General features: G+C 37.3%; 22 protein-coding genes. 20 read left to right on the top strand and 2 right to left on the bottom strand.

Translation table 11 applies throughout. The annotated features are described in order from the left end of the window. Nucleotides 1–18: 18 nt before the first annotated feature. The gene (locus V7097_RS01835; protein ID WP_335701877.1) at nt 19–1,260 is read right to left on the bottom strand and encodes a nucleotidyltransferase; all 1,242 of its coding nucleotides are present in this window, start codon (nt 1,258–1,260) and stop codon (nt 19–21) included. Nucleotides 1,261–1,426: 166 nt separating this feature from the next. Here V7097_RS01835 and V7097_RS01830 point away from each other — a divergent pair, with 166 nt between their 5' ends. The 4 genes from V7097_RS01830 to gerR all read left to right on the top strand — a co-directional run bounded on the left by V7097_RS01830 (nt 1,427) and on the right by gerR (nt 3,743). Then, a complete protein-coding gene (locus V7097_RS01830) occupies nt 1,427–1,948 on the top strand; it encodes a YceD family protein (RefSeq protein ID WP_335701876.1) in 522 nt (173 codons plus the stop codon). Between the two features lie 42 nt (nt 1,949–1,990). Next, on the top strand, nt 1,991–2,164 hold the full coding sequence (gene rpmF, locus V7097_RS01825; protein WP_057996812.1) for a 50S ribosomal protein L32: 174 nt from the start codon (nt 1,991–1,993) through the stop codon (nt 2,162–2,164). A gap of 114 nt (nt 2,165–2,278) precedes the next feature. Further along, nucleotides 2,279–3,043 carry an enoyl-CoA hydratase/isomerase family protein gene (locus tag V7097_RS01820; protein ID WP_335701875.1) on the top strand — a complete coding sequence of 255 codons (765 nt, stop codon included), beginning with the start codon at nt 2,279–2,281 and terminating at the stop codon, nt 3,041–3,043. Between the two features lie 82 nt (nt 3,044–3,125). Continuing rightward, nucleotides 3,126–3,743: a sporulation-specific transcriptional regulator GerR gene (gene gerR, locus V7097_RS01815; RefSeq protein ID WP_335701874.1), complete on the top strand. Its 618-nt coding sequence runs from the start codon at nt 3,126–3,128 to the stop codon at nt 3,741–3,743. A 48-nt stretch (nt 3,744–3,791) separates the two neighbouring features. Here the strand turns inward: gerR and V7097_RS01810 are convergent, their stop codons facing one another. Beyond that, a complete protein-coding gene (locus V7097_RS01810) occupies nt 3,792–4,265 on the bottom strand; it encodes an N-acetyltransferase (RefSeq protein ID WP_335701873.1) in 474 nt (157 codons plus the stop codon). A gap of 188 nt (nt 4,266–4,453) precedes the next feature. On the opposite strand from V7097_RS01810, the gene V7097_RS01805 reads away from it, so the two are divergent. The 16 genes from V7097_RS01805 (at nt 4,454) to spoVE (ending at nt 22,600) form a co-directional block, all read left to right on the top strand. Continuing rightward, nucleotides 4,454–5,791: an acetyl-CoA carboxylase biotin carboxylase subunit gene (locus V7097_RS01805; RefSeq protein ID WP_335701872.1), complete on the top strand. Its 1,338-nt coding sequence runs from the start codon at nt 4,454–4,456 to the stop codon at nt 5,789–5,791. 1 nt (nt 5,792) lies between these two features. Further along, nucleotides 5,793–6,005, top strand: a complete 213-nt coding sequence (locus V7097_RS01800; protein WP_335701871.1) for an acetyl-CoA carboxylase biotin carboxyl carrier protein subunit — start codon at nt 5,793–5,795, stop codon at nt 6,003–6,005. 16 nt (nt 6,006–6,021) lie between these two features. Then, nucleotides 6,022–7,566 (top strand): acyl-CoA carboxylase subunit beta, encoded by a 1,545-nt coding sequence (locus tag V7097_RS01795; RefSeq protein ID WP_335701870.1) that lies wholly within the window; start codon nt 6,022–6,024, stop codon nt 7,564–7,566. Between the two features lie 144 nt (nt 7,567–7,710). Then, nucleotides 7,711–8,586, top strand: a complete 876-nt coding sequence (locus tag V7097_RS01790; RefSeq protein ID WP_335701869.1) for a 2-dehydropantoate 2-reductase — start codon at nt 7,711–7,713, stop codon at nt 8,584–8,586. A gap of 3 nt (nt 8,587–8,589) precedes the next feature. Continuing rightward, the gene (locus V7097_RS01785; RefSeq protein ID WP_335701868.1) at nt 8,590–8,982 is read left to right on the top strand and encodes a DUF3397 domain-containing protein; all 393 of its coding nucleotides are present in this window, start codon (nt 8,590–8,592) and stop codon (nt 8,980–8,982) included. A 91-nt stretch (nt 8,983–9,073) separates the two neighbouring features. Continuing rightward, nucleotides 9,074–10,699 (top strand): bacillithiol biosynthesis cysteine-adding enzyme BshC, encoded by a 1,626-nt coding sequence (bshC, locus tag V7097_RS01780; protein ID WP_335701867.1) that lies wholly within the window; start codon nt 9,074–9,076, stop codon nt 10,697–10,699. A 121-nt stretch (nt 10,700–10,820) separates the two neighbouring features. Continuing rightward, nucleotides 10,821–11,252 carry a division/cell wall cluster transcriptional repressor MraZ gene (gene mraZ / locus V7097_RS01775; RefSeq protein ID WP_335701866.1) on the top strand — a complete coding sequence of 144 codons (432 nt, stop codon included), beginning with the start codon at nt 10,821–10,823 and terminating at the stop codon, nt 11,250–11,252. Nucleotides 11,253–11,311: 59 nt separating this feature from the next. Beyond that, nucleotides 11,312–12,244 (top strand): 16S rRNA (cytosine(1402)-N(4))-methyltransferase RsmH, encoded by a 933-nt coding sequence (gene rsmH, locus V7097_RS01770; RefSeq protein WP_335701865.1) that lies wholly within the window; start codon nt 11,312–11,314, stop codon nt 12,242–12,244. 35 nt (nt 12,245–12,279) lie between these two features. Then, nucleotides 12,280–12,642, top strand: coding sequence for a cell division protein FtsL (ftsL, locus tag V7097_RS01765; protein ID WP_335701864.1), 363 nt, complete (start codon nt 12,280–12,282; stop codon nt 12,640–12,642). Nucleotides 12,643–12,645: 3 nt separating this feature from the next. Then, on the top strand, nt 12,646–14,865 hold the full coding sequence (locus V7097_RS01760; protein ID WP_335701863.1) for a penicillin-binding protein: 2,220 nt from the start codon (nt 12,646–12,648) through the stop codon (nt 14,863–14,865). Between the two features lie 147 nt (nt 14,866–15,012). Next, the gene (locus tag V7097_RS01755; RefSeq protein WP_335701862.1) at nt 15,013–16,968 is read left to right on the top strand and encodes a stage V sporulation protein D; all 1,956 of its coding nucleotides are present in this window, start codon (nt 15,013–15,015) and stop codon (nt 16,966–16,968) included. Nucleotides 16,969–17,156: 188 nt separating this feature from the next. Beyond that, a complete protein-coding gene (locus V7097_RS01750) occupies nt 17,157–18,620 on the top strand; it encodes a UDP-N-acetylmuramoyl-L-alanyl-D-glutamate--2,6-diaminopimelate ligase (protein ID WP_335702045.1) in 1,464 nt (487 codons plus the stop codon). After that, a complete protein-coding gene (locus V7097_RS01745; RefSeq protein WP_335701861.1) occupies nt 18,621–19,067 on the top strand; it encodes a hypothetical protein in 447 nt (148 codons plus the stop codon). A gap of 2 nt (nt 19,068–19,069) precedes the next feature. Next, nucleotides 19,070–20,044 carry a phospho-N-acetylmuramoyl-pentapeptide-transferase gene (mraY, locus tag V7097_RS01740; protein ID WP_335701860.1) on the top strand — a complete coding sequence of 325 codons (975 nt, stop codon included), beginning with the start codon at nt 19,070–19,072 and terminating at the stop codon, nt 20,042–20,044. Beyond that, nucleotides 20,045–21,397, top strand: coding sequence for a UDP-N-acetylmuramoyl-L-alanine--D-glutamate ligase (gene murD / locus V7097_RS01735; RefSeq protein ID WP_335701859.1), 1,353 nt, complete (start codon nt 20,045–20,047; stop codon nt 21,395–21,397). Between the two features lie 102 nt (nt 21,398–21,499). Then, nucleotides 21,500–22,600, top strand: coding sequence for a stage V sporulation protein E (gene spoVE, locus V7097_RS01730; protein ID WP_335702044.1), 1,101 nt, complete (start codon nt 21,500–21,502; stop codon nt 22,598–22,600). Nucleotides 22,601–22,663 lie beyond the last annotated feature (63 nt).

Raw genomic sequence — 22,663 nt, 5'->3', positions numbered from 1 at the left:
AGGTGCGGCTGTTTTTGTTTAAAGGAATACTCGTTGTTCTTCATTATAACGAATTGGTGGATTGGCATATTCCTGTCGTAGAAGTTGAGTGCGAAGAGGTTCAGGAAAAATAGCTAAATAGGTTTGGACAGCCTTCCAATCGAGTGTAAAGAGTTCATCAGAAAATCCTGTCGCCTTTGAGAGAATAGGAAGCTCAACATTCTTTTTTACATGATTTAAATACTTCTGCCCTTTTTGGGACATTCCTAGTAAGCGGATATAGGTTGCAACAGGGTTATCATTTATTGGTTTTAGCTGTTTCTTTGTTGTGTTAGTTAAGATATGTACGCATAATCTTTGCAATCTCGTCCATGTGTAACGTTTTGTTTTAATTTTTTCCATAAAGTCTTGAAAAGATGTTGCTTCCGAAATATTAGCAAGTAACCTATTTTCAATACCTTCTTCTGCTTCATATATATTTGCTAATTCAGAACTTGTAGAAGTTAGCAGTTTGTATTTTAATAATGTAAAATATTCCTCCCATCGATGAAATAGCTGATTCTCCTCATAATAAGATGTCAGCCATTTTGCAGATGAAGTGGGGAGATAATCTTTAATTTCTTCGATATTTTTTTCTGTAGAAAATAATGTTTTTCGAATACTTGTTGCACTAGCGATAGATTCATGCGAAAATGTTTCGTCATGATAACCAGCCGACGTCCTCATGATGGTTTCTGCGTTCATTGAACTATTTTGATCATAGATGGCTTTGACATAATGATAGCCCAAAATATTATTTGGTTTTGATAAATCTACGTATGTATCATGATTTGAAAGTGAAGAATAAGCAAGTGATGCTGCTTTTGGATAGCTATATCCTTCTTTCAAATACTGCCGGGTGGTTTGATCATAGGTTTGTTGATTGTTTTTCAAAAATTCTACAGTAGCTTCAAAGTCATTGATTGTTCCATTTTCACTACCGAAGCAAACTTTTTCACAATGTAGTGCACTAAGAAGTGAAATTGCACCGTTGGCAAAGTTTTGAGCTTTTTGAGTCGCAAAAGCATATGGTAATTCAATGACGATATCAACGCCTGCTTCCAATGCCATTTTCGTTCTTGCCCATTTCGATACTAAGGCAGGTTCTCCCCGCTGTAGAAAATTTCCGCTCATTACTGCTATCATACAGTCGGCGTTTGTCTTCTTTTTCGTTTCATCCAGATGGTACCTATGTCCATTATGAAATGGATTATATTCAACAATTACTCCAACAGCCTTCATCACTTCACCCTTTATTCTTTAAACTTTATTTTTAAATATCATTTTTATGGAAAAGCTGATATAGTAGATAAGTATTTATAGACCAAGTATAGTGTAAAGAAAAAATATTGACAAATGTAATCGGCAAAGCTATAATTACCTTTGTTGCGCTTCGAGGTGATTTCAATTGAAATGGACAATTAATCAATTAAATCAGTTGGCTCGAAAAGGCCTAATGATTGATGAAACTGTTGATGTAAAAGACTTAATGGAGCTCGATAAATCGATACGGAATATCTCGCCTGTGCAAGTAACCGGTCGTGCTGATCTCAGCTCTTCTACAAAAGCGAGCTTTCATATAACAATTACTGGTTCAATGATTCTGCCTTGCTCTCGAACCTTGGTTGATGTGAAATTTCCATTCGAGATCAAAACAACGGAAAACTTTCTACTAAGAGAGACATCTGATTATGATCTAGAATCGGATGTGGATATTCATCAAGCTCGAGGGGAAGTAATTGATTTACTTCCGCTAATCAAGGAAAATATTTTACTTGAAATACCAATGCAGATTTTTTGTGATGATTCGAACTCTGAAGATGGAGCACCACAATCAGGACAAGACTGGGAAGTTATCACTGAAGATGACAAAAAGAACAAGATTGACCCCCGATTGGCAGGACTAGCAAAATTCTTTGAAGACGAATAAAATCCATCTTTATCTATTTATTTTTTTAAGGAGGTGGGAATAATGGCTGTACCTTTTAGAAGAACGTCTAAGACAAGAAAGAGATTACGTCGTACACATTTCAAATTACAAGTGCCAGGTATGGTGGCATGCCCAAACTGTGGTGAAATGAAATTAGCACACCGCGTATGTAAAGAATGCGGTTCTTACAAAGGAAAAGAAGTTGTTAGCAAATAATTTTGTTAACAAGTTAAAAGCGTATTGATAACTTTGTTATCGATACGCTTTTTAATTTGCCTAAAATTCTCCTACTTCCAGTACAATAAGAGTAAAAGGGCTAAGGAGAAAAATATGTCAAAATACATAGTTAAACGAGATGAACGTGGGATTGTATGGTTTACCATTAATCGACCTGAAAAATGGAATGCTATTGATTATGATGTAATGGATGGACTTTTACATACCATCACAGAGGTAGAAAAAAATGACAGTGATCAGGTTTTAGTAATTACAGGTGCTGGACATAAAGCATTTTGTTCTGGCGGTGATTTATCTGTTTTTCAAAACCTTCAAACGGTAGAAGAAGCATATCAAATGCTTAACAGGATGGGTATGATTTTATACAAGCTAGCCACTTTAGCGAAGCCCACTATCGCTCTATTGAATGGACTAGCAATTGGTGGTGGATGTGAGCTAGCGATCGCCTGTGATTATAGACTAGCATCTCGTGGTAGTAGATTTGGATTTGTTCAAGGAAAACAAGGAATCACAACAGGTTGGGGTGGTGCGACAATACTACTAGAAAGAGTATCTATTGATAAAGCATATCACCTTCTTTTGAGTGGAGAAATTTTTACTGCCGAAGACGGCAAGGAGCTTGGTTTTATTCAACATGTCCTGTCAGAGGACAATGCAATGAAGGATTGTTCAGAATTTATAGCTAAAGCATTCTTAATTACTACTAAAGTTGTAAAATCATATAAAAAGGTAGTGAATAGAAAATGGTTTGCGACTGGCTTGAAGGAGAGAATGATTGAAGAAATAGCGGAGTGCTCGGCTTTGTGGGTGACGGATGAACATTTTGAGGCCGTTCGAAAAATCATGCGAAAAGAATAATTATTTTCTTGCTAGAGTGTGAGTAGTCTATCTTTTCTACTACATGCATATGTATAAGTAAAAAAGTATAGGAGGGAAAGATATGACTTCGACACGTCAAGATGCATGGACTCAAGATGAGGATTTATTACTTGCTGAAGTGGTATTGCGCCACATCCGTGAGGGAGGAACGCAATTAGGTGCATTTGAAGAGGTAGGTCGTACACTATCGCGTACCGCAGCTGCTTGTGGTTTTAGATGGAATTCATATGTACGCAAACAATATAAATCCGGAATTGAACTTGCGAAAAAACAGCGCAAAGAATTAAAAAAACAAAATAACGGTGAACAGCTTCAGCAAAAACAAGAAGAACCTGAAACTACTGAAATCACGAATAGCCAGTCATCTGAGCTACAATTAAGGGATATAATCCAATTCCTTGAAGAATATGAAAAAACGGAAAATGAACTCCAAAAGGTAATTAAGGAAAATAAGAGCTTGAACACACAAATAAGCAAGCTCCAAGATCAAGTTAAAGATTTAAAAACACAAAATAATACATTAGAAAACAATATTCAATTAATTGAGGAAGATTATAAGGCATTGATTGAAATTATGGAACGCGCACGCAAAATGGTGGTTCTTCAAGAAGATGAACGAAGTAAAAAGGTGAAATTTCAAATGGACCGAAATGGAAACCTTGAACGAGTTGAAAAATAAAAAGGAAAACAGCTGACATCATGTTCAGCTGTTTTCTTCATGTATTGTTTAATTTATTTCTTGGACACCTTCTGGGAACCAAAGTAACGGGTTTTCACCAAGGTCACGTTCCATATTATAAGCTACAGGTGTGAAGCACATTTTCTCCCAAAACTCTGATGATTTTACACGCGGATTTGTTTTAATCGGTAGATTATAGGCTTTGGCATAATCCACTAATGCTTTTCCATAGCCTTTTTTCTGATAATTTGGAAGTACTTCAAGCTTCCAAAGCTCTAAGTAATCCTCGGCAGGTTCAAAGTATTTGTTGAATTTTTTATCAACACGATAAAGGCTCATTCGTGCCACTAATTTGTCACCAAAGAATATTCCATAAAAGGGTGAAACGCTATCATTTTCAATAATATTTGATTCAAGATCTTCAAGCATGGATAGCTCTTGTAGACCATATTCCTTAAATGCTTTAAATTCTTCAAGAGTTTTATAGTTTACTAATAATTTCTCAACCTTTGCCGTATACATTTGATATCCCCCTTGCGATTCTACTATGAAAAACTGTATTAATTTGTATTACATTCATTATATAACAAAATTACAAAAAATTCTGTAGAAAAATATAGAAAACGCTTTCAGTTCGGTGCAGGAATATGTAGATGGATGTAGAAATTATATATTGCATCTTCTATCTTTTGGCGAAAGGGGAAAAGAGCTTGAAAAAAGTGTTAATTGCAAACAGGGGAGAGATTGCATCTAGGATTATTAAAACATGTCATGAGATGGGGATTGAAACAGTCGCTGTCTATTCTGATGCGGATCAAGAACTACCATTTGTGAAAAATGCAACAGTAGCTCATCGAATCGGTGAGCCACCTGTTATGAAATCTTATCTTCAAATGGACAAAATCTTAGAAATTGCCGAGCAGGAGAAGGTTGATGCCATCCATCCTGGGTATGGATTTTTATCGGAAAATACAATCTTTGCGAAAGCAGTAGCTAAGAGGGGTATTATTTTTATAGGACCAACCCCCCAGGTTATCTCATTAATGGGGGATAAGGTGAAAGCAAGGCAAACCATGATCGAGGCTGGTGTACCCGTTGTTCCAGGGAGTGATAGGAGCATCCAAGCAATAGAAGAAGCCATGAAACTTGCTGCAGAATACGGCTATCCAGTCATGTTAAAGGCGAGTGGTGGCGGGGGCGGGATTGGAATGGTATGCTGCCATTCTGAACAAGAATTACAAAAAGCATTTCAAACAACAAAGACTAGAGCCAAATCGTATTTTGGAAATGATGAAATGTTCATTGAAAAATTCATACCAAACGCAAGACATATTGAGGTGCAAATTTTTGGCGATCATCACGGAAATATGGTCCATCTTTTTGAAAGAGATTGTTCAATCCAGCGTCGGAATCAGAAGGTGATTGAGGAGACACCCTCTCCTTTTCTATCGGATGAGACACGTGAAGAAATTTGTAATGCAGCAATAAAGGCTGCAAAATTTGTGGACTATACAAATGCTGGAACAATCGAATTCATTGTTGATGAACAGGAAAATTTCTATTTTTTAGAGATGAATACAAGGCTCCAGGTTGAACATGCCATTACAGAGATGATTACGAATCTTGATCTCGTAAAATGGCAGTTGCTTGTTGCTAACGGAGAAAAACTACCCTTGTCCCAGAAAGAAATAAGCCATGAGGGCCATTCAATTGAATTTCGCGTGTATGCAGAAGACCCAATAAAGTTTTTCCCATCTCCAGGTAAAATTGAGGAGTTTACATTGCCGCATAATGATAAGGGTGTCCGAGTTGACAATGGATACGAAACAGGGACGACTGTTACACCATTTTACGACCCGATGATTGCCAAAATAATTGTAAAAGCAAATAATCGTCCTGAAGCTATTCAAACAGCTAAGGCTTATTTTAATCAAATTGTGATAAAAGGAATAAAAACGAATATCCCTTTATTCCAAGAAATTATTAATGAAGATTCTTATCTTAAAGGAGAATATACAACCAATTATCTAATCACTAGGGGGAATTAAGATGAAGGAGATCACAGCAAGCATGGCAGGGACCGTTTTACAAGTATTGGTTTCAGATGGTGAAGAGATTACTGAAGGTCAAGTTGTTATCATGCTGGAATCAATGAAAATGGAAATCCCGATTGAAAGTGGGCTAGATGGCAAGATTGCAAACATTAAGGTAGATATTGGTGATTTTGTAAATGAGGATGATGTATTACTTGTTCTAGAATAAGCAAAGGAGGGTAATCATGCTACATACTACAAAGGATTTAGACCAAAGGCTCTTAGAAAGAAGCAAGGAAATCGAAGCAGGTGGACATGAAAAATATCATCAAAAGCAAAAGGAGCAACATAAATTATTTGTTCGTGATCGACTTGCACTTTTATTTGATAGTGGGATTTACCATGAGGATGGAAAATTTGCTAACAATACAGCAGGGAACCTTCCGGCCGATGGTGTCGTTACCGCAATAGGAGAAATAAATGGACAAAAAGTATGTGTAATGGCGAATGATTCTACAGTAAAGGCGGGATCATGGGGGGCGCGTACCGTTGAGAAAATTATTCGTATTCAAGAAACAGCAGAAAAGCTACGAGTGCCACTTTTATATTTAGTAGATTCGGCTGGAGCACGTATTACAGATCAGCTTGAGATGTTCCCAAATCGACGCGGTGCAGGGCGAATTTTTCATAATCAGGTAAGGTTATCAGGAATGATTCCACAAGTATGTATTTTATTTGGTCCATCAGCAGCGGGTGGGGCATACATTCCTGCTTTTTGCGATATTGTCATCATGGTCGATAAGAATGCATCCATGTATCTAGGGTCACCACGGATGGCCGAGAAGGTTATTGGTGAAAAGGTTACATTAGAGGAAATGGGTGGTGCAAGAATGCACTGTACCGTTAGTGGCTGTGGTGACGTGCTTGCCGCAAATGAAGAGCAGGCAATACAAAGTGCACGAGATTACCTGAAATTTTTCCCAGCCAATTATTTGAACAAACCGGCGCTAACAGATTCCGTATTGCCTAAGGAAGGAAAAGGTCTACAAGAAATCATACCTGTTAATCAGAATGCCCCTTTTAATATGTATGAAGGTATCGATGCGCTCATCGATGAAGGAAGTTTCTATGAGATTAAAAAACTATTTGCACCTGAAATTATTACAGGCCTTGCCCGTATTGACGGAAGAGCAGTCGGGATTATTGCGAATCAACCTAAAGTGAAGGGTGGCGTTTTGTTTGTTGATTCAGCGGACAAAGCTGCTAAATTTATCACTTTATGTGATGCTTTCCATATTCCATTAGTATTTTTGGCAGATGTCCCAGGATTTATGATTGGTACAAAGGTGGAAAGAGCTGGAATCATTAGACATGGAGCAAAGTTAATTGCAGCAATGAGCTCCGCAACTGTACCGAAGATCTCAGTTATCGTCCGAAAAGCCTATGGTGCAGGTCTTTATGCAATGGCAGGTCCTGCGTTTGAACCCGATTATTGTGTGGCACTTCCAACTGCTCAAATTGCAGTAATGGGTCCTGAGGCGGCGGTAAATGCTGTTTATTCAAATAAAATCAATGAAATTGAGGATCCGAAAGAAAGAATTACTTATGTACAACAAAAGCAGCAGGAGTATAAAGAGTCAATTGATATATACAAGCTTGCTTCTGACCTAATCATTGATGATATCGTCCCGGCGGCTGAATTAAGGGATGTCCTTATCAAACGGCTGAGCGTTTACGAAACAAAAGAACTCGAATTCGGAAATAAGAAACACCCTGTCTATCCGGTATAGATAAGAGAAAATGGACCCCAAGGAAAGAACTTTGGGGTTTTGTCATGCGAATAATATTTCAACCTCTTTTCTTAGTCGATACACTAGGCATATTGTCGGACTTTTTGGTAAAATAAAGGTAGGACAAACTATGGAGTTGGAGCTATGAAAATTGGAATAATTGGCGGTGGTTCCATTGGGTTGCTTTTTGCAGGCTATCTTGCAGAACAACATGATGTAACCATCTATACAAGAACTGAACACCAGGCGAATGAATTAAATAAAAAAGGTGTAACAATCAATAATCAAAATACGTCAAAAACATATAGAGTACAAGCAGTAACAAGTTCAGCATCTGTAAAAGGAGAAGACATCGTTATCTTTGCAGTAAAACAATACATATTAGCAGATGTTTTATCACAAACTCTAGACCTTGAGAAGGTCCAAACGGTCTGCTTCCTACAAAACGGAATGAGTCATATCAAGATTATTGAAAAACTAAAAAATCCTACTATCCTTGTGGGTGTTGTTGAGCATGGCGCACTAAAAATAGATGAAACCACCGTCTTCCATACGGGAGTCGGCCGGACGAAAATAGGAGTATTTAAAGGGAAAAATGAGGTGTTCGATATTACACTCTCTGATTTTGTAATTGAATACTCTGACAATTGGTATGAAATCGTAACATCGAAATTGATCGCTAATGCTATCATCAACCCATTAACTACCCTTTATAGGGTTAAGAATGGAGAATTGCTCGACAATCCTTTTTTTCATAACCAAATGAAGGCATTATTCCATGAAATCACCTCTGTCATACCAACTAATAGAGAAAATATGTGGGAACTTGTGACAACCATATGTAAAGATACAGCTCAAAATAAATCATCAATGCTGCGTGATATTGAAGAAGGAAGAAAAACAGAAATTGATGCCATTTTAGGTTATGTAATAACGCAAGACAGAAAGAGGAACAAGGAAGTAGTTATTACACAATTTCTATATGATTCCATAAAAGGTCTTGAAACTAAAGGGGGATAAGGAATGATTGAATTTTTTGCCGGAGTAGCTGCGACATTTGTAACAATTCCATTACTAGGATTCATACTAGTCTATTTGATTAGTAGATTTATTTTGAAAAACACCCGAAAATCTTTTTTTCTTTCGGTTGATGTAACAACCGTATTTTTTCTCGTTGCAGTGCATTACTTACTACTTCTGATTGTTGGTAAAAGCATGCTTTGGATAATCATCCTGATCCTCCTTATGACCATTTTGATTATTGGCTATATAGCTTGGAGGAAAAGCAATGAAATTGAAACTGTGAAGGTATTAAGAAAATCTTGGCGTTTCGTTTTCCTTGCTTCCACGATTGCTTATTTTCTATTACTACTAATCGGACTCGTTCAACGAATTTTTATTACTACACTAAATTAATTTACATTGAGCAGTAATTTTTGGTTTCTCAAAAAACCGTGCTATACTCAACTAAGATATAAACTGGATATGAAAGGAAGAACAAGAATTTATGGAGGTTTTGGATCTCTCTCTGCCATCTTCAAATCGATTAGTAAACGATTATCTTTCAAAAAAAATTGATATCGAGAAATTTTTCGATTATGATATAAAATCTCCCCTTGTGTATGAGGTGAGAAAAAAAGATCTAGAAAAAAGACATTTTGAACGTGAAAAACTTGTAGAGCATTTGCTTTCTTTTAATAAACGTTTAAATTTTCATCAAAATACGGTTGAGAATATCAACAAATTAATAGATCCGAGGAGTGTTGTGGTAATTGGTGGACAGCAAGCAGGCGTATTGACTGGACCGTTATATACCATACATAAAATCGTTTCTATTATTAAGCTTGCAAAAGAGCAAGAGGAAAAATTATCGGTACCAGTTATACCGATATTTTGGATTGCTGGGGAGGACCATGATTTTGCTGAAATCAATCATCTCTTTGTGAATCTTCAAACTGGCATCCGAAAAAGGGCTGTCCCACAATACCACAATCGTAAAACGATGGTATCATCAATAGAAATTGAACAGGACGGCCTCATGGAATGGATTGAAGAAGTGTTTGAGACATACGGCGAAACCAATTATACGAATGGTCTTCTGGAACTTCTGAAAGGATATGTGGAAAAATCAAAAACATATGTGGATTTCTTTATACAGATTATCAATGAACTTTTTGGAGAAGCCGGGCTTGTTCTTGTAGATTCTGGTTCAAAAGAAATTAGAACACTTCAATCATCCTATTTTAAAAAAATGATTGAAAAAAATAGAGAGATTCATGATTCACTTTTATTACAGCAGGAAGTATTATCTTCCTATCAATACCCTAAAACAATTGATATGAATGAATCAAGTGCTAACCTTTTTTATGCGCAAAATGGTGAACGTATATTGCTTGAGTACAATGTGGAGCATGATATTTTTAGCGGGAAAAATAATGAATGCATTCTTTGTGGTGACGAATTGCTTGAAGTTGCGAAAGAAAAACCGGAATTACTAAGTAATAATGTAGTAACTCGACCAGTTATGCAGGAGTTCTTATTTCCAACACTTGCTTTTATTTCTGGACCTGGTGAGGTTTCATACTGGGCGGAGCTTAAAAAGGTCTTTTCAGTAATGGAAATTAAGATGCCACCTGTCGTACCCCGGTTAATGATGACAATTGTGGATAGATCGATTGAGTCGAATATAGAAGAAATCGGATTAACGATTCAAGCTGTGTTATCAGGCGAACTTACAAAAACAAAGGAAACATGGTTGGAAAAACAAACGGCTGATGTGGATGGGATGATCTCAGCAGCAAAGAAAGAAGTGGAGCAAATTCATAGAAAAGTCCGACATATGGGGCTTGAAGTGGATCCAGGGCTAGCGGATCTTTTATTAAAGAATGCCGAAAATATTCAATCACAATTTGATTTTCTAAACAATACATTAAACCGCAGTATCTTGAAGCGTAATGAAATTGAATTGAATCGTTTTAATCGAATTGAAAAATCAATACTCCCACTTGGCTCCCCACAAGAGAGATTATGGAATGTCTTTTACTATATAAATAAATTTGGAGACGATTTTATCAACGATTTATTAGCCCTTCCGTTTGAATTTAACGGAAAACATAAGGTAATTAAGATATAGTTCTTTTTGAAAATCCTCGGAATTTCCGGGGATTTTTTTTATTTGGTAAAAAAATATAAAAACCGGTGGTGGAAAGTGGGGGATTGTGGTAAGATAAAAACAGAAAGTGGGGACAATGGATATGTTTATGGGAGAATACCATCATACTGTTGATACGAAAGGCCGAATGATAATACCTGCTAAGTTTAGAGATAACCTTGGTGAAACATTTGTTTTAACAAGGGGTCTTGATCAGTGCTTGTTCGGTTACCCACAATCAGAATGGAAAATACTTGAAGAAAAATTAAAAACACTCCCATTAACTAAAAAAGACGCTCGCGCTTTCACACGATTTTTCTTTTCTGGAGCTATAGAATGTGAACTTGATAAACAAGGAAGAGTGAATATTGCATCACCTCTCCTCTCATATGCAGAGCTTGAAAAGGAATGTGTGGTGCTTGGAGTATCAAACCGCATAGAAATTTGGAGTAAGGATAAGTGGGAAGAATATTTCGCAGCTTCTGAAGAATCTTTTTCTGATATAGCTGAAAATATGATCGGTTTTGATATATAATTATCTATTGTGTTAAAGATAATAAGAGTACAACAAAGATGATTATAAGAGGTGCTAGCATGTTCGAACACAAAACCGTTCTATTAGAAGAGGCTGTAGATGGATTGAAGATAGACCCAGATGGCATTTATGTAGACTGCACGCTAGGCGGAGCAGGACATAGTTCATACATAGCTTCAAAGCTTTCAAACAAGGGTAAGCTATATGCATTTGACCAGGATGATATCGCAATCGAAAATGCAAAGGACAAGCTTGCTATATATGGTGATATTGTCACAATCATAAAAAGTAATTTTGCAAGCATAACTGAAAAATTACATGAACAAGGTGTAACAGCCGTCGATGGCATTTTGTTTGATTTAGGTGTTTCATCTCCACAATTGGACACCCCGGAAAGAGGCTTTAGTTATCACCACGATGCCCCACTTGATATGCGAATGGATAGGGGCGCATCATTATCTGCCTATGACATTGTAAATCATTGGTCATATGCACAAATGGTAAGAATCTTTTTTCAATACGGTGAAGAAAAGTTTTCAAAGCAAATTGCTAGAAAAATAGAAGCTGCCAGGGAAAAGAAATCAATTGAAACAACTGGAGAATTGGTGGAATTAATAAAAGTGGGAATTCCAGCTGCAGCAAGAAGAACTGGTGGACATCCGGCAAAAAGGATTTTTCAAGCAATTCGAATTGCAGTAAACGATGAACTAAAAGTTTTTGAAGATGCGATTCATCAGTCAATCGAGCTTCTTGCAACAGGAGGAAGGGTGAGTGTCATAACCTTTCACTCACTTGAGGATAGAATTTGTAAAGTTTCCTTCAAAAAGGCAAGTGAAGGCCCACCCTTACCACCGGGGATTCCAATCATTCCTGATGAATACAAACCAAAATTAAAACTTATTACAAGAAAACCGATATTACCTACAGAAGAAGAAATAGAAATAAACAAAAGAGCGCGGTCTGCTAAGCTAAGAATCGCAGAAAAACTTTAAACCAAATATACAATGGATACTTAAGGAGGGATATGATGGGTAATTTAGCATACAAAGTAAGGCAAACAGAAGACTACCAACCAAATCAGACACCAAAGACACAAACAACTATTAGAAAGAAATTTCGATTTACGTTAGGGGAAAAGGTATTAGGGATTTTATTCTCCTCAGCTGTAATACTCTGTGCAATTCATATCATATCTAACCAAGTATCAATCTATCATACAAATATCGAAATACAACAAGTCGAGGCATCAATCAGTCAACAAACGAAAACTAATAGTGACCTTTATGTACAAGTTCAGGAATTAAGTGAATACGAACGTCTTTGGGAAAAAGCGAGAGAACTTGGTCTTAATTTAAATCAAAACAATGTGAAAGTTGTTCAAGGGAACTAAATTATGAAAATGAAGGTTAAAAATAACAATATAAATAGAGGAGCAGCATTTATTAGTATAATATTTGCTTTGCTCTTTTTTACATTAATGGCAAGATTTGTGTATATCCAAGGTACAGGTAAGGTTGATGGTGTCGTATTAGCTGCTTTAGCTGAAGAAAAATATACGAAACAAAGAGCAATTGAGGCACATCGAGGAACGATTTACGATCGCAATGGAAAACCGATTGCTGAGGACACTTCTACTTACACAGTTGTCGCGATCCTCGATGAAGATTTGACCGTAGACGAAGATAACCCACAACATGTCATTGATCCTGAAGAAACGGCTCGCAAGCTTTCGCCACTTTTAGAGATGAACGAGGACGAGATGTATAAAGTTTTAACGAGGGATAAGAAACAAGTTGAGTTTGGAAATTATGGCCGAGATATTAGTACTTCACTCAAACAGGAAATTGAAAGCTTAGAATTGCCCGGCATTGCATTTAGGAGAGAATTAAAACGCTACTATCCGAATGGGACCTTCGCTTCGCATGTTGTTGGGTATGCTCAGAAGGAAACCGATAAGGAAACGAAAGAGACGGAAACGGTCGGGAAGATGGGAATTGAACAAAGTCTTGATAAGTACCTTCGAGAAAAAGATGGCTACATGAAGTTCCAAAGTGATACGAAAGGCTATAAATTACCAGATGCAAAGGAACAGATTGTCGCTCCTGACAATGGAAGTAATGTGTATTTAACAATTGATCAAACGATTCAAACGTTTTTAGAAGACGCCATGAACATGACTATTAAGGAATATGAGCCTGAAAAAATCATTGGTGTTGTAGCAAATCCAAAAACGGGTGAGATCTTAGCGATGTCGACAAGACCAAGCTTTGACCCAAATGTTAGGAACATTAAAAATTACTTAAATGATGTGATTGCTTATCCGTTTGAACCAGGTTCAACGATGAAAATTTTCACATTGGCAGCAGCAATTGAAGAAGGAGTCTATAATGGAGATGCCTCCTTTGCTTCAGGAAGCTATACTGCCGGAGGAGAAACGATTCGTGACCATAATAGGTCTGGATGGGGAACAATTACCTATGATGAAGGTGTACTTAAATCCTCAAACGTTGCGTTTGCGAAGATGGCAAACGAACAATTAGGAACGGATAAATTCTTGGAGTATTTGGGACGTTTTGGACTAGATCGACCAACGGGGATTGATTTGGAAGGGGAAGTTGAAAATATCATCAATTTTAAGTGGGAAATTGATAGAGTTTCAACGGCATTTGGTCAAGCATCCTCTGTTACTCCGATTCAGCAGGTACAAGCAGCAACAGCGATTGCTAATGGCGGTAAAATGATGAAACCATATGTTGTTGATAAAATCGTCGACCCTGATACAGATAAAACCGTTGTGGATCACAAGCCTCAGATTGCGGGAGAACCTGTTTCGGCAGATACGGCTAACAAAGTTTTAAATTTATTGCGCAAAGTTGTAACAGATGGTACAGGGAAAGCTTATGATCTTGAAGGCTACCAAGTAGCTGGAAAAACAGGTACTGCTCAAATACCGAGTCCGAAAGGTGGGTATTTATCGGGGAGAGGTAACTTTTTATATTCATTCCTTGGTATGGCACCATTAGATGACCCAAAATTAATAGTGTATGTTGCAGTAGAGAAGCCTAAGCTTAAGGATACAGACATTGGACACGAACCTGTTGTGATGGTTTTCAATCATGTTATGAAAAATAGCTTACAGTATTTAAATATTCAACCAATTGAACAAAATCCAGAAAATAATGTTAATGTTGATAAAGAAGTTGAAGTTCTTTCCTATGTAGGAGAATCAATAGAAGATGCTAAAGCATCAATTGAAAAGCTAAAACTTAAAGCAACTGTTATAGGAAATGGAAAGAATATAATTGCTCAAAGTCCAAGACAAGGTGAAAAAATTCTGCCTAATGAACAGGTATTACTTCTTACAGATCAGGAAGGAACCCTGCCAGATTTGACGAGTTGGTCAATAAGGGATGTCATGCGGATTGCTGATTTAACAAATATTCAAGTTTCATATAGTGGTACTGGATATGTCGTCCAACAAAGCTTGGCACCAGGTTCTATCCTAAAAGAAGGAGATAAATTATCTGTCAAATTAGAACCACCAAACACACCACAAGAAGAAAAAGCTGAAGAAACAACTGAAGAAACAGTTGAAGAAGAGAATAGTGAGTAAGAACAAGAAAGGAACTGATTTTTCAGTTCTTTTTTTTATTTTTTAATCGTCGCTCAGAGCCAGCGCATTTGCTAGGTCTATTCAATCTTGTACAAGCATATATTTAGACGAGCCTTAATTTGCAAGTTTAATAGGAGGTACATCTATATGCGAGTTTCGAATGTGACAGTACGAAGAAGGTTATCGTTAGTACTATTTATAGGATTTTTATTATTTATAATTATTGATGTTCGCTTAGGATATGTTCAATTGTTTGTTGGTGATAAGCTAACTGCATTGGCAAAGGATTCATGGAGCAGGGATATACCGTTTGAGCCGGAACGAGGAAAAATTCTCGACCGAAATGACGTCGTCCTTGCAACGAACCAGAGTGCTCCGACTGTTCTGGTCGTTCCTCGGCAAATTGAGAATCCTGCTGAAGCAGCAGAAAAGCTTGCTGCTGTTTTAAATATGTCTAAAGAAAAAGCGTTTAAAAAAATTACTGAAAATGAATCAAAAGTCTATATTAATCCCGAGGGTAGAAAGATTTCCCATGAAAAAGCAAATGAAGTCCGTGCGCTTGGGATAAAGGGTGTATACATTGCAGAGGATTCGAAACGTCATTATCCATTTGGTAGCTATCTTTCCCATGTATTAGGTTTTGCTGGGATTGATAATCAAGGGTTGACAGGACTTGAGAAAAACTATGATGAAGAATTACAAGGTGAAAAAGGAAGTGTGCAATTCTATTCCGATGCAAAAGGAAGAAGAATGCCAGATATCGCCGATGATTATACACCACCTGAGGATGGTCTTGACTTAAGATTAACGATTGATACGAAAATTCAATCTCTTATTGAACGTGAACTAGATAATGCCCAAGCACAATATAATCCAGATGGAATCATTGCGATTGCGATGGATCCTAATAATGGTGAAATTTTAGGAATGTCATCAAGGCCTGATTTTGATCCAGCAAACTTTCGGAATGTTCCACAAGAGGTGTACAACCGTAATCTACCAGTTTGGAGTACCTATGAACCTGGTTCCACCTTTAAGATTATTACTTTAGCAGCTTCATTAGAAGAAGGGAAAGTAAATTTAGATAATGACTATTTTAATGACCCAGGTTTCGTGAAAGTTGGGGGAGCGACCCTTAAATGTTGGAAACGGGGAGGACATGGCCATCAAACATTCCTAGAAGTTGTTCAAAACTCGTGTAACCCAGGTTTTGTAGAGTTAGGTACAAGATTGGGAAAGGATACATTATTTAAGTATGTTCGCGATTTTGGATTTGGCCAAAAAACAGGCATTGACCTTCAGGGAGAAGGAACTGGAATCCTTTTTAAACCAGAGAACGTAGGGCCGGTAGAGTTAGCTACAACTGCATTTGGTCAGGGTGTTGCAGTAACACCAATCCAACAGGTTACAGCTGTAGCAGCTGCTGTAAATGGAGGAACCTTGTATAAACCATATGTTGCAAAAGAATGGGTTGACCCTGTGACGGGAAAAGTGGTAAAAAGTAACACACCTGAATCAAAGAGTACTGTCATCTCTGAAGAAACATCTAAACAAGTTAGATATGCGCTTGAAAATGTTGTTGCTAAAGGTTCAGGTGGTGGAGCTTATGTGGATGGTTATCGGGTAGGTGGTAAAACGGGTACTGCACAAAAATCAAAAAAAGGTGGAGGATACCTCCAAAATAACCATATCGTATCATTTATTGGTTTTGCACCTGCTGATGACCCACAAATTGTCGTCTATATTGCTATTGATAATCCGAAAGGAACAGTTCAATTTGGTGGAGTTGTTGCAGCACCGATAGTTGGAAATATCATGCGTGAAAGCTTGCCGCTGCTTGGAGTCGAAAAGCGCGAAAATCAAATTGCTAAAGAAATTAGATTATGGACGGATAAAAAATATCTCGAGGTTCCAAATGTAATTGGATTAACAAAAAAGGAATTACAGCAACAATTAATGAATATAAAATTGGATATTAGTGGAGAAGGAAATGTTGTTGTTGACCAGGCACCAAATGCTGGAGAACGTGTGCAAGAAGGAACGACATTACGGATCCATCTCGGGGAAGCCGCAGATAAAAATGAATCAAAAGATAAGAACTAAGAAGCCAAAGGATTCCCCCTTTTAGGCTTCTTTTTTCTATAAAAAGGAATACCTTTAATATAGAGGAATAAAATTTTTGGTAAGGTGTCCTTTTAAAAGGAAAATAGGGTACTAGACAACATTAGCGGATTATGTTAATCTGATGCAATTCCTAAAGATATTTTCGAGAGGGAATGGTAAAATTCATGATGAGATTACAGGACTTATTAGCAAACTTGCATGATTTTACGGAAAAAGGTAATGCTAATCCTTTTATCACATCTCTTGAAATGGATTCGAGAGAGGTAGAAAAGGGAAGTTTATTCTTTTGTGTTCACGGTAGTACATTTGATGGTCATTTGTTCGCAACACAAGCAGAAGCAAGAGGTGCAGTTGCGATCATCGCAGAAAAAGAGGTGCAGGTGTCCATTCCGGTAATCAAGGTGAAGGATACAAGAAGAGCAATGGCGGTAATAGCAGATGCTTTTTATCAGCACCCGACACATCGACTCCAATTAATAGGAGTAACTGGGACGAATGGGAAAACATCAATTAGTCATATTATTGAAGAAATTTTTAAAGAAGCTGGTGAAAAAACGGGCCTTATTGGAACGATGTATACAAAAATCGGAGAGCAATCGATTGAAATGAAGAATACGACTCCGGAATCAGTGATGCTCCAAAAGTATTTTCATCAAATGGTGTCTGAAAAAGTAACCAGAGCTGTGATGGAGGTTTCTTCCCATGCACTTGATATGGGAAGGGTACAAGGTTGTGATTTTAATATTGCGGTGTTTTCAAATTTGACACAGGATCATTTGGATTATCATCGAACAATTGATGAGTATCGAAGAGTGAAAGGTTTATTGTTTACTAGTTTAGGAAATCGCTTTGAAATTGGAAGTCCGAAATACGCTGTACTAAATAATGATGACCCTGTTTCGAAGGAATATGCAAGAGCAACTGCAGCAACAATCGTTACATATGGAATACATCATGATTCTGATATTGTGGCTTCTAACATTCGTATGAGCTCCTCTGGGACAGAATTTGATTTACAAACACCGTTTGGTTCTTACGAAGTGAAGATGAATTTAATTGGACTTTTTAGTGTTTATAATGTATTGGCTGCAATCGCAACTTGTATCGTTTCTCAAATCCCTATTTCAAGGATTATTAAAGCTATAGAAAAGGTTAGGGGTATACCTGGACGTTTTGAAATAGTAAACCAAGGGCAAAATTTTACTGTAATTGTCGATTATGCACACACCCCTGATAGCTTAGAAAATGTTTTAAAAACGGTTAAACAATTTTCAAAAGGGAAAATCAATGTAATTATTGGATGTGGTGGAGACCGAGACCGGTTAAAGCGTCCACTAATGGCTAAAATCGCAACAAAATTTGCGGATGTCCCCATTTTTACATCAGATAATCCTCGATCTGAAGATCCTCTTGAAATTTTAAAGGAGATGGAAGCGGGGGTTGTAGGTGAATCTTATATCACCATCCCTGATCGTGAAAAAGCAATTTTTTATGCTATTTCAAATGCGGGTGAGAATGATATAATAGTCATTGCTGGAAAAGGACATGAAACCTATCAAATTATTGGGAATAAAACTCATTCATTTGATGACCGCCTTGTTGCAGTTCGTGCAATTAAGGAGTTGAATTAATTGTTATCCAATCAAGATATGTGGACCCTTTTTGAAGAGGCATATGGCATCAAAAATCAGAATTTTGATTTTGAAGAAGTGATTACTGACTCGGGCGTCTTATCGAAAAGAGGACTCTATATTTCAATTGAACTAGAAAAAAGGGATGAATGTTTAAAACAAGCCCTTTATAATGGAGCAGTTGCAACCGTTTGGCCAAAGGATCAAAAATTACCGTTGTTTCTTCCTAATCATTTCCCTGTATTCGTAGTAACAGATCCACTACCAGCACTCAATCAAATCATAGAATTTTATCTAAAAAAAATCGAAGAAAATAGGTATGATACAATGACAAAATTTAAACTATTTACAAATGAAACGAAAGACGTGAGGCAAGACAAACAAACAGTAGAAGAAATAAAGATATTAGCAAAAAAATTAACAATGCTTGAAAAAGGGAGGGGATAATGATGATCGAAGAAGTAGTCATTTATTCGATTGCAATAGGATTTGTCATAAGCGTCATTCTCTCCCCAATTTTTATCCCGTTCTTACGTAGATTAAAATTTGGACAAAGTATCCGTGAGGAAGGTCCTAAATCCCACCAAAAAAAATCGGGAACACCTACGATGGGTGGAATCATTATTTTGGTTTCAATTTTACTTACCACGATTTTGGTGTCGACTCGATTAGGGGAACTATCGGTTACAACATATTTGCTTTTATTTGTAACATTAGGATATGGGGTATTGGGCTTTTTAGATGACTTTATTAAAGTAGTCCTAAAAAGGAATCTCGGTTTGACCTCTAGACAAAAATTGTTCGGTCAAATCCTTATTGCTATCATTTTTTATTTTATTTATCAACAAAATAATTTCTCTACTGCGATTTCAATACCAGGGACAGATTTTGAGTTTGATTTAAAACTTCTGTATGTCCTCCTATTAGTTATTTGGTTAGTTGGGTTCTCCAATGCTGTCAATTTAACAGATGGTTTAGATGGATTGGTATCTGGGACAGCGGCAATTGCATTTGGGGCGTTTGCGGTATTAGCGTGGAATCAAGCGCAATATGATGTTGCCATCTTCTGTGTGGCTGTAGTTGGTGCGGTTCTTGGGTTCCTTGTGTTTAATGCTAACCCAGCAAAAGTATTCATGGGTGATACAGGTTCACTTGCACTTGGCGGTGCGATTGCGACAGTTGCTATTACACTTAAGCTTGAAATCTTACTTTTATTAATCGGTGGGGTATTTGTAATAGAGACCTTGTCTGTTATTATTCAAGTTATCTCTTTTAAAACAACCGGTAGACGTGTGTTTAGAATGAGTCCTTTACATCACCATTACGAATTGGTGGGATGGTCTGAATGGCGGGTTGTTGTGACATTCTGGACGGTAGAATTATTATGTGCGATTCTTGGAATCTATATTGAGGTGTGGATTTAATTGAAAAATACGATGAAGTTTACTAACAAACATATTTTAATACTTGGACTTGCCAAAAGCGGCTTCGCTGCTGCTAAGGTTCTGCATGAACTTGGCGCCCGCCTAACAGTCAATGACCAGATGTCGTTTGAAGAAAACGAGGCTGCTCAGGAAATTGAAAAAATGGGAATAAAGATAGTATGTGGAGGTCATCCAATTGAAATTTTGGATGATCATTTTGACTTTATTGTCAAAAATCCAGGGATCCCTTATAGCAACCCACTCCTTGTAAAGGCGAAAGAAATAGGAATTCCAATTATTACAGAAGTGGAGCTAGCGTATCATATTACCCCTGCAGAATTTATTGGTATTACAGGATCTAATGGAAAGACAACCACGACGACCTTAATTTTTGAAATGCTAAAGCAAGGTGAAAAATCCCCTTTGATCGCAGGAAACATTGGAACAGTGGCCTGTGATGTTGCAAAAGGAGCAAAGCAGGAAAATATCATCGTCACTGAGCTATCCTCCTTTCAATTAATGGGAACTGAAGAATTTGCGCCTAAAATTGCTGTATTATTAAATATTTTTGATGCACATCTTGATTATCATGGAACAAAGGAAGAATATGTGAAAGCTAAGGCGAGAATCTTTGAAAATCAAACGGATGAAGATTACAGCGTCATTAATATCGATGATAAGGATGTTGTAAGAGGTGCAGAGTGTAGTCGAGGAAGGAAAATTCCATTCTCGACCACAAGCGTATTACAAACAGGTGCATACATTAAGGACCGAGCTGTTTATTATGATGAAGAGAAAATTATAGAGATTAAGGATATTGTTTTACCAGGAGTCCATAATCTTGAAAATATTTTGGCTGCTGTTGCGGTTGCAAAGCTCGTTGATACGCCAAACAATGCGATTATTAAGGTGCTAACCACCTTCACAGGGGTAAAACATCGCCTGCAATATGTCACTTCGATTGTGAATCGAAAATTTTATAATGATTCAAAAGCAACAAACATCCTTGCGACGAAAAAGGCGATTTCAGCTTTTGAACAACCGGTTATTTTATTAGCGGGCGGGCTTGATCGTGGAAATGAATTTGATGATCTTGTCCCTGAATTATCTCGTGTTAAAGCAATGGTTCTGTTTGGTCAAACAGCGAAAAAGCTTGAACGAGCAGGGAAACTTGCAGGAATAGAAAATTTAAAAATTGTCGATAATGTTGAAGCAGCGGTAAAAGAAGCTTACAACCTTTCAAATGAGGGTGATGTTATTTTATTATCACCTGCATGCGCAAGCTGGGATCAACATAAAACATTTGAAGAAAGAGGAGACATTTTTATAAACGCCGTGCATAAGCTTAAGTAAGGGCTTGGACAATCTAGAGCAAGGCTTGTGGTGGAATAATCGCTTACATCCACATACTAATTGTCACCATAAGCTCTGAATCTAGAATGTAGAGGTGTTTTGATTGTGAACCAAAAAACGACTCCGGATATCATATTAATAATTACAACACTTTCACTTTTAGCAGTTGGATTGATTATGGTTTACAGTGCCAGTGCGATATGGGCTACATATAAATTTGATGATTCGTTTTTCTTTGCTAAAAGACAGCTTCTATTTGCAAGTGTAGGAGTTATTGCAATGTTTTTTATAATGAATGTAGATTATTGGACATGGAGAACTTGGGCAAAAGTCCTTATCATTATTTGCTTTGTCTTATTGGTTGCAGTATTAATTCCTGGAATCGGAATGGAACGTAACGGTTCGCAAAGCTGGATTGGAGTCGGAGCATTTTCTATCCAACCTTCAGAATTTATGAAATTAGCGATGATTGCATTTTTAGCGAAATTCCTTTCTGAAAATCAGAAAAAAATTACGTCCTTCAAAAAAGGTTTAATGCCATCTCTATCACTTGTTTTTCTCGCATTTGGTATGATCATGCTACAGCCGGATTTAGGGACAGGAACGGTTATGGTGGGTACTTGTGTCGTGATGATTTATGTTGCTGGAGCAAGAATCTCCCACTTTGTTGGATTGGGGTTAATCGGTGTGGTTGGGTTTGTTGCCTTAATTTTATCAGCCCCTTATCGAATTAAACGAATCACCTCGTTTTTAGATCCATGGGAAGATCCGTTAGGAACTGGTTTTCAGATCATTCAGTCCCTCTACGCTATTGGTCCGGGCGGTTTATTCGGTTTAGGTTTAGGACAAAGTAGGCAGAAGTTTTTCTACCTGCCAGAACCACAGACAGACTTCATCTTTGCAATCCTAGCAGAAGAATTAGGCTTTATTGGTGGTTCATTTGTTATCATTTTATTTAGTATTTTACTTTGGAGAGGCGTACGGATTGCTCTGGGTGCACCTGATTTATATGGAAGTTTTCTAGGAATCGGAATTATTGGAATGATTGCGATTCAAGTGATCATTAATATCGGAGTTGTAACAGGCCTAATGCCGGTAACGGGAATTACACTTCCGTTTCTAAGCTACGGGGGGTCATCCCTAACCTTAATGCTAATGGCAGTCGGAGTCCTTTTAAATATTAGCAGGTATTCAAGGTATTAACCCAAATTACATGAAAATATGTTATACTTAGAAAAAAGATTAACCCTGTTTATATGAACAGGG

It is taken from the genome of Bacillus sp. JJ1562, from assembly GCF_036962705.1.
In the GTDB taxonomy this organism is placed as follows: domain Bacteria; phylum Bacillota; class Bacilli; order Bacillales; family Bacillaceae_L; genus Ferdinandcohnia.
Note: the sequence above shows the minus strand (reverse complement) of the source record. Positions and strands in the feature narration are given on the sequence as shown.